Genomic DNA, 12,298 nt, shown 5'->3' with positions numbered 1-12,298 from the left:
ACCCGCGCGCTCCCGCTACGGTGGGCCCATGACCGACGGCGGCTACGGGGACTTCGAGTTCGAGCGCCGGTTCCTCGTGCGCGAGCTGCCCGAGGACCTGCGCGACGCGCCCGCGCTCATCGTGCAGAGCTACTACCTGGCCGACGAGGGGTACGCGCTGCGGCTGCGCGCGAAGGTGCCCACGGTCGACGCGACGATGGACGCGACGACCGACCCGGTCCGGCTCCTCGACCGCTACGCCCCCGCCGTCGACCTGTGCACGCTCACCGTCAAGGGCCCGATGGCCGGCGGCACGCGCTACGAGGCGGAGCGCGAGGTCGACGTGGCGGTGGGCGTCCAGATGATCCGCCGCGGCGGTGCGCGCGTCGTCAAGACCCGCTACTCCGTGTGGGTCGGGGCCGACGGCTGGGTCGTCGACGTGTTCGGCGGGGCGAACCACCCGCTCGTCGTCGCGGAGTGCGAGCGCACCGGTCCCGTCACGGACCTGCAGATCCCCGCGTTCTGCGTCACCGAGCTCACGGACGACCCCCGGTTCTCCAACGACGCGCTCGCGGGCCGCCCCTACGGCGCGTGGCGCGAGGAGTTCGAGGCCGAGCTCGCCGCGTCCGGCCCGCGGTTCCTCCAGGACTTCGGCCGCAACGAGCGGCTCTCCGGCCCGTAGGCACCGCGCGGGCACGCGCCCGGACGCCCGGTCCTCGGGTCAGCGCAGCGCGTCCGCAGCCGCGCACACCGCGGCGACGTCGAACCGGACCGTGCGCCCGTCGACCGGCACCCACCCGGGCTCGTGCCCGAACAGGACCGCCCACGGCAGCGCGCCGGGCGACACGTGCTCGCGCGCCCGGTCGTGCGCGCGCGCCTCCGCGACCTCGCGCTCGACGGCGTCCTCCAGCGCGACGAGGTCGGCCCGCACCGCGTCGCCCTTCTCCGTGAGCCGGCGTGACCGTCCCGCCTCCAGGTAGCCGTCGTGGCGGGCGCTGCGCAAGACCCGGCGGGCGGCGTCGTGCACGCGGAGGCGCAGGGCGTCGTCGGAGGGGTCGAGCGCGACGCGCGCGCCCTCGCCCGCCGTCCCGCCGAAGAGGGTCGACAGGGCGAGGTGCTCGCGCTCGGAGGCACGCGACGCGTCGAGGAGGACGAGGACGGGAGGCTCGCCGGGCGCCGTCGGCTCCACGCGGACGAGGCCGCCTACGGCGAGGCTCAGCACCTGCGCGGCGAGCGCGTGCTCGGGACGGCGCAGGACGACCGCGGCGAGGAGCAGGTCGGCCACGGTCCGACGATACGGCGCGGGGCGGCCGGGCGCGGGGCGGCCGGCCGGGGGCGCGTCAGGAGTTCTGGATCTCCTCGACGCCCTGGACGAACTCGAAGTGCCAGGGCTCGTAGGCGCCGCTGCCGCCGCGCTTGGCCCACGCCGGGTTGGCCCAGCCGTACGTGGCGCCGTTCTGGTTGATCCACGCGTAGACCTCGCGCGAGCCGGTCTCCACGGAGCAGAGGTCGATCGCGAGCCCCCACCCGTGCATGGACCAGCCGGGGGGCGCCGCGAAGGCGCCGCGGGAGGACTTGAGCGAGACCTGCGTCGAGAGCGTGCGGTACGACGACACGAGGCAGAGGTCCCGGCCGAAGGTGGCCCGGAACGCCTCGTTCATCGCGGAGAGCGCGACGGCCGCGTCGGGTCGCAGGTGCTCGTCCGCCTGCCACAGCTCGCACAGGGCGTGCTCGTCGAGCTTGCCGTTCGTGCCCTCGGGCCGGACGGTCGGGTCGCAGCCCGGCAGCGGGTCGCGCGCGGCGGAGCGGGAGGCCGCCTCGCGGCGCACCTCGACGCGGGGCGCGGCGGCGACGCTCGGGGAGACGGCGGGTGCGGTCGCGGCGGCGGTCGCGAGGTCGAGCGCGCTCGGGCCGACGGGGCGGGTCTCCGGCTCGAAGGGCGACCCGCTGCCGAGCGCGTCGTCGGCGCCCGCGGAGAGCGGCATCGCGATGGTCGCGGCGGCGAGCGTCCCGAGGACGGCGACGCGCGGCACCCAGCGGTGCTGGCTGGAGACCTGTGCCTGGGGGCGGCGACGCCGGGAGCCCTGCTCCGCCTCGCGCCGGGCCCGTCGTGAGTCGAGGGCGGGTGCGCCGTGCTGCGACTCCACCCGCCACCTGCCTCTCACGTCGTCGGGGTGGCTCCGAGCCACCGATGACCGATCAATCACGGAACAGTAACGAAGGGCTCCGGCGATGCCAAGTCCCCTGCTCAGAGCCTCGGCGGAGCGCCCTCGGGCACCCTCGCGCCGGCCGGGACGCCGGCCTAGTGCCGGCGCTGCATCGCGTCGCGCACCTCGCCGACGAGCTCCTCGAGGATGTCCTCGAGGAAGACCACCCCGAGCGCGCCCCCGCCCTCGGGACCGTCGACGCGCGCCAGGTGCGCCCCCGAGCGCTGCATGGCGCGCAGCGCGTCCTCCACCTCGTCGTCGGGCGCGGCGGCCGCGAGCGCCCGCACGCGCCACGACGGGACCGGGGCCTCGCGCGTCGTCTCGTCCGCGTAGAGCACGTCCTTGACGTGCAGGTAGCCCACGAGGTCGCCCGTGACGTCCGCGACGGCGAACCGGGAGAAGCCGGTCTTGGCGACCAGGCGCTCGACCTCGTCGGGCGTGCACCCCTCGGTGACGGTGACGAGGTCCGCGACGGGGACCATGACGTCCTGCGCGGTGCGCTCGGAGAACTCGATGGCCCCGGACAGCAGCCCCTGCTCGTCGCGCAGCACGCCCTCGGCCTGGGAGTGCTCGACGATGGACTGCACCTCCTCGGCGGTGAACGCCGACGCCACCTCGTCCTTCGGCTCGACGCCCGTGGCGCGCACCGCGTGGTTCGCGAGCCAGTTGAGCGCGACGATGACGGGGCGCAGCACGCGCCCGATCCACACGAGCGGCGGACCGAACCACATGACGGCCGTCTCGGGCCCGGAGACCGCGAGGTTCTTCGGGACCATCTCGCCGAGCACCACGTGCAGGTAGACGACGATCGCGAGCGCCACGACGAACGCGATCGGGTGCGCGAGCGCGGTGCTCACGCCGAGCGCGTGCAGCGGGTCCTCGATGAGGTGCGCGATGGCCGGCTCCGCGACGACGCCCAGACCCGTGGAGCAGACGGTCACGCCGAGCTGGGCGCACGCGAGCATGAGCGACACGTGCTCCATCGCCCACAGGACCGTCTGGGCGCGGCGGTTGCCCTGCGCGGCGAGCGGCTCGATCGCCGAGCGGCGCGCGGAGATCACCGCGAACTCGGCGCCGACGAAGAACGCGTTGCCGGCGAGCAGGAGGAGCGCGACGAGGAGCGCGGTGGTCGAGCTCACGCGTCCCCCTCCGTCGGTGTCGCGCGGACCGAGAGCCGCTCGACGCGCCGCCCCTCCATCGCCTCCACGCGCAGCACCACGCGGTACCGACCCTCGCCCGCGGCGATCTCGTCGCCGGGCTCGGGGACGCGGCCGAGGCGGGCCATGACGAGGCCGCCGAGCGTCTCGTAGGCGCCGTCCTCGGGGACGCGCAGCCCGGTGACCTCGGTGAGCTCGTCGGGCCGCATGACGCCGGGCACGAGCCACGAGCCGTCCGCGCGGCGGGCAGCGCCGGAGCGCCGGGGGTCGTGCTCGTCCGCGACGTCGCCCACGAGCTCCTCGACGACGTCCTCGAGCGTGACGACGCCCGAGGTGCCGCCGTACTCGTCGACCACGACCGCCATCTGGAGGCCGAAGCCGCGGAGCTCGACGAGGAGCGGCCCGAGCCGCACCGTCTCGGGCACGCGCGAGGCGTCGGCCATGAGGGCCGCCGCGGGGACCTCGTGGCGCCGCTCGTAGGGGACGGCGACGGCGCGGCGCAGGTGGACGAGGCCGACGACGTCGTCACGGTCCTCGCCGATGACGGGGAACCGCGAGTGCCCGGTGCGCCGGGCGGCGTCGACGACGTCCGCGGCGGTCGCGTCCCGGTCCACGACGACCATGCGCATGCGGTCGGTCATGACGTCGACGGCGCTCAGCTCGTCGAGCTCGATCGAGTTGGTGAGGAGGGTCGCGACGGAGACGTCGAGCGTGCCCTCCTGGGCGGAGCGGCGCACGAGGGCGGCGAGCTCGGACGCCGAGCGGGCGCCCGACAGCTCCTCGCGCGGCTCGACGCCGACGCGGCGCAGGATCGCGTTCGCCGAGCCGTTGAGCACGGCGATGACCGGCCGGAACAGCTTGGTGAACTGCCGCTGCACGGGCACGACCTGCCGCGCGGTGGCGTAGGGCGCGCTGAGCGCGAAGTTCTTCGGGATGAGCTCGCCGAAGAGCATCGAGACGAAGTTCACGACGAGCAGCGCGAGCACGCCCGCGAGGACCGCGGAGGCCGCGTGGCCGAGCGGCGTCGAGCTCAGGGCGTCCCCGAAGAGCGCGAGGAGCGCGGGCTGCGCGGTGTACCCGAGGAGGATCGTCGTGAGAGTGATGCCGACCTGCGCCGAGGAGAGCTCGGTCGACAGGTGCTTGAGCCCGGCCCGGACGCTGCGGTCGCGACGGTCGGGGCCGCCCGTCCCCCCCGACGGCACCGAGCCGCGTCTGTCGCCCTCCTGGTCGGCGTCGTCCCCGGCGGGGAGGACGGCGGGGTCGAGGGTGACCAGGGAGAACTCGCTGGCCACGAAGACGGCGGTACCTGCGGTGAGGAGCACCCCGAGCGCGACCATGACCCAGTCGCCTACCACGAGGTGCTCCACCGATATCGGGAGGTGCTCTTCATCGTGCCGACGATGTTAGCGCTCGCCCGTCGCGCGGCGCCCGGGAGGGACGGCCCGGCGGCCCCCGGGCGGCACCGCACGACCGCGCGACCTGGTCCTCCCACGACGACGAAATCCGGCCGACCTGGGCCGACGTGTGCCACGCTGTATCCCATGGCAGATCCGAGGGCAGCGAGCGCAGCACCGACCGGCGCGGGGGCCGGTCCCGTCCCCGGCCGCGGGCCCGTGCCCACGACCGCCCCGGTGGCCGGCGGCGGCACCCCGCAGCAGGCGGCCACGGTCCTCGTCGTCGAGGACGAGCCCGCGATCGCGACCGCCATCGCGCAGCGGCTGAGCGCGGAGGGCTGGCGCGTCGAGGTCGCGCGCGACGGCCTGTCCGCCGTCGACGCCGCGGCGCGCCTGCGCCCGGACGCGATCGTCCTCGACGTCATGCTCCCCGGCATCGACGGCCTCGAGGTCACGCGCCGCATCCAGGCGGAGCAGCCCGTGCCGATCCTCATGCTCACCGCGCGCGACGACGAGACCGACATGCTCATCGGGCTCGGCGTCGGCGCGGACGACTACATGACGAAGCCGTTCTCCATGCGCGAGCTCGTCGCGCGCATCAAGGCGCTGCTGCGCCGCGTCGACCGCGCCACGCAGGCCGCGAGCTCCGCCCCGAGCGACCCGCCCATGACGGTGGGCGACGTGACGATCGACAAGGCCCAGCGCCGCGTCTACCGCGCGGGCGAGGAGGTCCACCTCACGCCCACCGAGTTCGAGCTGCTCGTCATGCTCGCGAGCTCGCCGAAGACGGTCCTCACGCGCGAGCGCCTGCTCGCCGAGGTGTGGGACTGGGCCGACGCCAGCGGGACGCGCACCGTCGACTCCCACATCAAGGCGCTGCGCCGCAAGCTCGGTGCAGACCTCATCCGCACGGTCCACGGCGTCGGCTACGCGTTCGAGCCGCCCGCCGGATGACCTCCTCCCCCGCCGACCCCGCCGGCGGCACGGACCCGGGCCAGGCGCAGGCTCCCGGCCCGGCGCGGCCGGGACCGCACCGGGCCCACACGATCCGCCCGCACCTCCCCGACGTCCGGCCGCTCGACTCGTTCCGCTCGCTGAAGATCAAGCTCGGCGTGCTGGTCGCCGCGACGGTGACGCTCGCCGTCCTCATCACGTGGATCGGGCTGCAGAACCAGCTCGGGCCGTCACGCACGTTCCCGCTCGCGATCGTGCTGTCGCTGCTGCTCACGCAGCTCCTCGCGCGCGGTATGACGTCCCCCCTGCGGGAGATGACCGCCGCCGCCCGGGCGATGGCCGACGGCGACTACACGCGGCGCGTGCGCGCCACGAGCCGCGACGAGGTGGGCCAGCTCGCGGTGGCGTTCAACGTCATGGCGGAGGACCTCGCGACGAGCGACCAGGTGCGCCGCGAGCTCATCGCGAACGTCTCGCACGAGCTGCGCACCCCGATCGCGGCGCTCCAGGCCCAGCTCGAGAACGTCGTGGACGGGGTGACGCCCCCGACGCCCGCGACGATGGAGATGTCGCTCGCGCAGACCGAGCGCCTCACGCGGCTCGTCGCGTACCTCCTGGACCTGTCGCGCATCGAGGCGGGCGCCGCGGCGCTCAACATCACCCAGATCGACGTCGGCGACTTCCTCGAGGAGAACGCCGAGGCCGTGTCGATGGTCGAGGCGGGCAAGCAGCTGCGCTACGTCGTGGACGTCACGCCCCCGGACCTCGTGCTCGAGGCGGACCGCGAGCGGCTGCACCAGGTCGTGACCAACCTCCTGCAGAACGCGATCCGGCACTCGCCGCAGGGCGGGGAGATCCGGCTCGAGGCGTACCCGGTGGACGACGACGTCGTGCTGGAGGTCGTCGACGAGGGCCCCGGGATCGCCAAGGAGGACCGCGAGCGGATCTTCGAGCGGTTCGCCCGGGCCAGCGCGACGGGCGCGCACACGACGACGGGCGGCTCGACGGGCGGCACGGGGATCGGGCTCGCGATCGTGCGCTGGGCGGTGGACCTGCACGGCGGCCGGATCGAGGTCGCGGACTCGCGCCGGGGGGCGACGATGCGCGTCACGCTGCCCGCGCACGCGGGCTCCGCGCCGTTCCCGCCCGAGGACGGCGACGCGTCGTACCCGGCGCACCCCGACGTGCGGTGACTCCGTCCTGACAGCGCGCGCACCCGCCCGCGCTCGTGCGTGAGATGCGTCACACCGCCGCGCGGAGATACCTCGGGATGGCGTGGAATTCCGCGATCTTGCCCTCCGACGAGGTGCGCGTGGGGTCACGTTTGCCTGGCCCAGACACGGCGTGAAGAACCCGCGAACAGGCCGCGCCGGAACGCTCGGCCCAACGCCCGAGGCCGACGACGAGGGCCTAGGCTGGAGTGGTCCGGAACCCGGACGAGCCCGTGCCGACGTCGGGGGCGCCGCAGCAGCGGTGCGCCGTCGTGCCACGGTCGCGGGCTGTGACCGACAGCGACCTGTGTGTGAAAGTGGGCGATCCTCGCGTGTCCCCGAAGGCTGAGTCAGAGGCGATCAGCGACGCAAGCTCCGTGTTCGGAGCGAACGAGTGGCTCGTCGACGAGCTGTACGAGCAGTACCTCCAGGACAAGAACGCGGTAGACCCCGCGTGGTGGGACTTCTTCGAGGACTACCGCCCTGCGGAGCGCTCGGACGCCGACACCACGAGCGACGCCCCGGCGGCGCCCGCGAACGGGTCCGTCCCGGCCGCGGCACCCGCGAACGGGTCCCGCCCGGCCGCGGCGAACGGCTCGCCCGCTCCGGCGGCGCCCGCCGCGCCGGCACCCGCAGCGCCGACCGCCGTGACGGACGGCTCGGCCGCCGCCGAGGCCGCGCAGCGCGTCAAGCCGCCGAAGCTCCCGGCCGACCCGGCGGTCAACGCCGCGGTCGAGGCCGTGCACGCGTCGCGCCCCGTCGCGACCGCCCAGCCCGCGACGGCGCCGTACGCCCAGGTGCCCGCGCGCAAGGTCGCCGGCGCCCCCGCGCCCGAGGACCAGGCCACGGACGACGTGCAGAAGCTCCGCGGCCCGGCCGCGCGCGTCGTGACGAACATGGAGGCCAGCATCCAGGTGCCGACGGCGACGTCGGTGCGCGCGGTGCCGGCCAAGCTCATGGTCGACAACCGCATCGTCATCAACAACCACCTCGCGCGCGGTCGCGGCGGCAAGATCTCGTTCACGCACCTCATCGGCTTCGCGCTCGTCGAGGCGCTGGCCGACATGCCGGTGATGAACGCGAGCTACACGCAGATCGAGGGCAAGCCCGCGATCAACCAGCCCGCGCACGTGAACTTCGGGCTCGCGATCGACCTGGCGAAGCCCGACGGCTCGCGCCAGCTCCTCGTGCCGAGCATCAAGAAGGCCGAGACGATGGACTTCGCCCAGTTCTGGGCGGCCTACGAGGACCTCGTGCGCCGTGCGCGCGGCGGCAAGCTCGGCGTCGACGACTTCGCGGGCACCACGATCTCGCTCACCAACCCGGGCGGCATCGGCACCGTGCACTCCGTGCCCCGCCTCATGCAGGGCCAGGGCACGATCATCGGCGTCGGCGCGATGGACTACCCCGCGGAGTTCGCGGGCGCCTCGACCGAGCGGCTCGCCCGCCTGGGCATCTCGAAGGTCCTGACGATCACGTCGACCTACGACCACCGCATCATCCAGGGCGCGCAGTCGGGCGAGTTCCTGCGCATCCTGTCGCAGAAGCTCCTCGGCGAGGACGGCTTCTACGACCGCGTGTTCGCCGCGCTGCGCATCCCCTACGAGCCGGTGCGCTGGGTCCGCGACAACACGACGGACGCCGAGATCGAGGCGGCCAAGCCCGCCAAGATCGCCGAGCTGGTGCACTCCTACCGCTCGCGCGGCCACCTCATGGCCGACACCGACCCGCTCGCGTACCGCCAGCGCAAGCACGGCGACCTCGACATCCAGAACCACGGCATGACGCTGTGGGACCTCGACCGCACGTTCCCCACGGGCGGGTTCGGCGGCCGCACCAAGTCGACGCTGCGCGACATCCTCGGCCTGCTGCGCGACTCCTACTGCCGCACCGTCGGCGTGGAGTACATGCACCTGGCGGACCGCACCCAGCGCAAGTGGCTCCAGGAGCGCCTCGAGTCCGGGTACGCGCGTACGCCGCGCGAGGACCAGCTCCGCATCCTGCGCCGCCTCAACTCCGCCGAGGCGTTCGAGACGTTCCTGCAGACGAAGTTCGTCGGGCAGAAGCGCTTCTCGCTCGAGGGCGGCGAGGCGCTCATCCCGCTGCTCGACGCGATCCTGTCGAAGGCCGCCGAGAACGGCCTCGACGAGGTCGGCATCGGCATGGCGCACCGCGGGCGGCTCAACGTGCTCGCCAACATCGCGGGCAAGAGCTACGCGCAGATCTTCGCGGAGTTCGAGGGCAACCTCGACCCGAAGAGCGTCCAGGGCTCGGGCGACGTGAAGTACCACCTCGGCACCGAGGGCGTCTTCACGGCCGAGACCGGTGCGACGACGAAGGTCTACCTCGCGGCGAACCCCTCGCACCTCGAGGCGGTCGACCCGGTGCTCGAGGGCATCGTGCGCGCCAAGCAGGACCGCATCGACCTGGGCGGCGACGGCTTCTCCGTGCTGCCGATCCTCATCCACGGCGACGCGGCCTTCGCGGGCCAGGGCGTCGTGCCCGAGGTGCTCAACCTCGCGCAGCTGCGCGGCTACCGCACCGGCGGCACCGTGCACGTCATCATCAACAACCAGGTCGGCTTCACCACGGGCCCGTCGTCGTCGCGCTCGACGACGTACGCGACCGACGTCGCCAAGGGCTACCAGGTCCCGATCTTCCACGTGAACGGCGACGACCCCGAGGCGTGCGTGCGCGTCGCCGAGCTCGCCTTCGCGTTCCGCGAGCAGTTCGACCGCGACGTGATCATCGACATGATCTGCTACCGCCGCCGCGGTCACAACGAGGGCGACGACCCCTCGATGACGCAGCCGCTCATGTACAACCTCATCGAGGCGAAGCGCTCGGTGCGCAAGCTGTACACCGAGAACCTCGTCGCGCGCGGCGACATCACGCTCGAGGAGGCCGAGCACGTCCTCCAGGACTACCAGGCCCAGCTCGAGCGCGTCTTCACCGAGACCAAGGAGGGCGGCTTCACGCCCGCCGCGGACCGCGAGCCGGTCGCCGGTCTCGAGCGCCCGGAGTCCCAGCTCGAGGACGCCGGCACCATGGTCGGCTGGAAGACGGCGATCGACCGCTCGGTCCTCGAGCGCGTCGGCCAGGTGCACGTCGCGCCGCCGGAGGGCTTCACCGTCCACCCGAAGCTCGCGCAGCTCCTCGAGAAGCGCCGGCAGATGTCCGTCGAGGGCAACATCGACTGGGGCTTCGGCGAGCTCGCCGCGTTCGGCTCGCTCCTCGTCGAGGGCACCCCGGTGCGCCTCGCCGGCCAGGACTCGCGCCGTGGCACGTTCGTGCAGCGTCACGCCGTCCTGCACGACCGCGAGACGGGCGCCGAGTGGACGCCGCTGCTGTACCTGTCGGCGGACCAGGCGAAGTTCTGGGTGTACGACTCGTCGCTCTCGGAGTACGCCGCGCTCGGGTTCGAGTACGGCTACTCGGTCGAGCGCCCCGACGCGCTCGTGCTGTGGGAGGCGCAGTTCGGCGACTTCGTCAACGGCGCCCAGACGGTGATCGACGAGTTCATCTCGTCGGCCGAGCAGAAGTGGGGCCAGTACTCCTCGGTCGTCATGCTCCTCCCCCACGGCTACGAGGGCCAGGGGCCGGACCACTCGTCCGCGCGCATCGAGCGCTTCCTCCAGCTCGCGGCCGAGGACAACATGACGGTCGCGCAGCCGTCCACGCCGGCGTCGTACTTCCACCTGCTCCGCCGGCAGGCGTACGCCCGCCCGCGTCGTCCGCTCATCGTCTTCACGCCGAAGCAGCTGCTGCGCCTCAAGGCGGCCGCGTCGAGCGTCGAGGACTTCACGACCGGCACGTTCCGCCCGGTGATCCCGGACGCGTCGGCCGACCCGGCGAAGGTCGACCGCGTGCTCCTGTGCACGGGCCGCGTCTACTACGACCTGCTCGCCGAGCGCACCAAGCGCGGCGACGAGGGCGTGGCGCTGGTCCGCCTCGAGCAGCTGTACCCGCTCGACGTCGACGGCATCCGGGCCGAGCTCGCGAAGTACCCGGGCGCCGAGGTCGTCTGGGTCCAGGACGAGCCCGAGAACCAGGGTGCCTGGTCGTTCGTGCACATCAACCTGCCCGAGGACCTGCCGCGCGTGAGCGTCGTCTCCCGTCCGGCGTCGGCCTCCACGGCCGCCGGCACGGCGAAGAAGCACCAGGCGCAGCAGGCCGTGCTGCTGGAGCAGGCGTTCGCCCGCTGACCGGCCCGCACGACCCGCGCACGACGAAGGCCCCCTCCGCGCGGAGGGGGCCTTCGTCGTCGGTGCGCCGTCGCCGTCGGACCGGGGGCTCGGTCCTGCCGACCTACCAGCGGTCGTGGATCTTCTCGCGCAGGTAGCGGTCGTAGATCTCGCGCACGCCCGACGTGAAGAGCGGGCCGAGGACGTCCGCGTCGCCCGCGGCGGCGTTCGACCGCGCCTGCTCGACGTTGCGCGCGCCGGGGATGACGGTCGACACGCCCGGCTGCTGCCAGACCCACGCGATGGCCACCTGGGCCGGGGTGAGGTCCTGCCCGACGACGTCGTGCACGAGCGTGGTGAACTCGGCCGCCGCCTGGACGCCGGTCTCGAAGTCGACGCCCGAGAACGTCTCGCCGACGTCGAACGCGCTGCCGTCGCGGTTGTACGTGCGGTGGTCGTCCGCGGCGAACGTCGTGTCCTTCGTGTACTTCCCGGACAGCAGCCCGGACGCGAGCGGGACGCGCGCGATGACGCCGACGCCGGCGTCGGACGCCGCGGGCAGCACCGCGTCGAGCGGCTTGAGCCGGAACGCGTTGAGGATGATCTGCACCGTGGCGACGTGGGGGCGCGCGATGGCCGTGAGGGCCTCGTCCACGGTCTCGACGCTCACGCCGTAGCTCGCGATCGCACCCTCGGCGACGAGCGTGTCGAGGCCGTCGTAGACCTCGTCGCGCGAGTAGACGGCGGTCGGCGGGCAGTGCAGCTGCACGAGGTCCAGCCGGTCGGTCCGCAGGTTGCGGCGCGAGCGGTCGACCCACTCGCGGAACTTGGCGAGCGTGTAGTTGTCGGCGTCCTGCGGCTCCCGGCGGCCCATCTTCGTGGCGACCGTGATCCCGTGGCCGGGGTTGTCGGCGAGGTAGGAGCCGATGATCTGCTCGCTGCGCCCGTCGCCGTAGACGTCCGCGGTGTCGAAGAACGTCACGCCGGCCTGCGCGGAGGCGTCGAGGACGGCGCGCGCGTCGTCCTCGCTCACGTCGCCCCAGTCGGCGCCGAGCTGCCAGGTTCCCAGTCCGACGACCGAGACGAGCCGTCCCGTCCGCCCGAGCACCTGTCGTTCCATCGTTCCTCCTCGTGCTGCGTCGGGTGCGCCGGAAGACACACCCGGGCACCGAGTCTGACGGGCGTGGGCGCATCGCGCACCCGCGCACGCCG

The 12,298-nt window shown here is 73.6% G+C and carries 9 protein-coding genes; 4 read left to right on the top strand and 5 right to left on the bottom strand.

Features of this window, described 5'->3' with window-relative positions; genetic code table 11:
- Window positions 1-28 precede the first annotated feature (28 nt).
- Window positions 29-661 carry a CYTH domain-containing protein gene (locus ACPCUX_RS04590; protein ID WP_034655122.1) on the top strand — a complete coding sequence of 211 codons (633 nt, stop codon included), beginning with the start codon at window positions 29-31 and terminating at the stop codon, window positions 659-661.
- 39 nt (window positions 662-700) lie between these two features.
- Here ACPCUX_RS04590 and ACPCUX_RS04585 read toward each other — a convergent pair whose 3' ends face one another.
- From ACPCUX_RS04585 to ACPCUX_RS04570, 4 genes are all read right to left on the bottom strand, one after another.
- A complete protein-coding gene (locus tag ACPCUX_RS04585; RefSeq protein ID WP_144722700.1) occupies window positions 701-1,264 on the bottom strand; it encodes a hypothetical protein in 564 nt (187 codons plus the stop codon).
- Between the two features lie 55 nt (window positions 1,265-1,319).
- Window positions 1,320-2,126, bottom strand: a complete 807-nt coding sequence (locus ACPCUX_RS04580) for a M15 family metallopeptidase (protein ID WP_085387548.1) — start codon at window positions 2,124-2,126, stop codon at window positions 1,320-1,322.
- Between the two features lie 155 nt (window positions 2,127-2,281).
- On the bottom strand, window positions 2,282-3,325 hold the full coding sequence (locus ACPCUX_RS04575; RefSeq protein WP_085387547.1) for a hemolysin family protein: 1,044 nt from the start codon (window positions 3,323-3,325) through the stop codon (window positions 2,282-2,284).
- Window positions 3,322-4,698 carry a hemolysin family protein gene (locus tag ACPCUX_RS04570; RefSeq protein ID WP_423388246.1) on the bottom strand — a complete coding sequence of 459 codons (1,377 nt, stop codon included), beginning with the start codon at window positions 4,696-4,698 and terminating at the stop codon, window positions 3,322-3,324. The genes ACPCUX_RS04575 and ACPCUX_RS04570 overlap by 4 nt, the downstream gene beginning before the upstream one ends.
- Before the next feature lie 186 nt (window positions 4,699-4,884).
- Here ACPCUX_RS04570 and ACPCUX_RS04565 point away from each other — a divergent pair, with 186 nt between their 5' ends.
- The 3 genes from ACPCUX_RS04565 (at window position 4,885) to ACPCUX_RS04555 (ending at window position 11,107) form a co-directional block, all read left to right on the top strand.
- On the top strand, window positions 4,885-5,691 hold the full coding sequence (locus ACPCUX_RS04565; protein ID WP_228075110.1) for a response regulator transcription factor: 807 nt from the start codon (window positions 4,885-4,887) through the stop codon (window positions 5,689-5,691).
- On the top strand, window positions 5,688-6,884 hold the full coding sequence (locus ACPCUX_RS04560; protein ID WP_081600254.1) for a sensor histidine kinase: 1,197 nt from the start codon (window positions 5,688-5,690) through the stop codon (window positions 6,882-6,884). The genes ACPCUX_RS04565 and ACPCUX_RS04560 overlap by 4 nt, the downstream gene beginning before the upstream one ends.
- Window positions 6,885-7,279: 395 nt before the next feature.
- Entirely contained in the window at window positions 7,280-11,107 is a 3,828-nt protein-coding gene (locus tag ACPCUX_RS04555) for a multifunctional oxoglutarate decarboxylase/oxoglutarate dehydrogenase thiamine pyrophosphate-binding subunit/dihydrolipoyllysine-residue succinyltransferase subunit (protein WP_232322744.1), read from the top strand.
- A 103-nt stretch (window positions 11,108-11,210) separates the two neighbouring features.
- Here ACPCUX_RS04555 and ACPCUX_RS04550 read toward each other — a convergent pair whose 3' ends face one another.
- Entirely contained in the window at window positions 11,211-12,206 is a 996-nt protein-coding gene (locus ACPCUX_RS04550; protein ID WP_043655897.1) for an aldo/keto reductase, read from the bottom strand.
- Window positions 12,207-12,298: the final 92 nt, after the last annotated feature.

The organism is Cellulosimicrobium sp. AB352 (genome assembly GCF_049538415.1).
Classification (GTDB): Bacteria; Actinomycetota; Actinomycetes; order Actinomycetales; family Cellulomonadaceae; genus Cellulosimicrobium; species Cellulosimicrobium funkei.
This window is presented reverse-complemented; position numbering and strand designations above follow the sequence as displayed.

Bases quoted from the DNA above. Each gene is read 5' to 3' on its own strand.
- ACPCUX_RS04590 (WP_034655122.1), top strand. From the start codon at position 29: ATGACCGACGGCGGCTACGGGGACTTCGAGTTCGAGCGCCGGTTCCTC.
- ACPCUX_RS04565 (WP_228075110.1), top strand. From the start codon at position 4,885: ATGGCAGATCCGAGGGCAGCGAGCGCAGCACCGACCGGCGCGGGGGCC.
- ACPCUX_RS04560 (WP_081600254.1), top strand. From the start codon at position 5,688: ATGACCTCCTCCCCCGCCGACCCCGCCGGCGGCACGGACCCGGGCCAG.
- ACPCUX_RS04550 (WP_043655897.1), bottom strand. From the start codon at position 12,206: ATGGAACGACAGGTGCTCGGGCGGACGGGACGGCTCGTCTCGGTCGTC.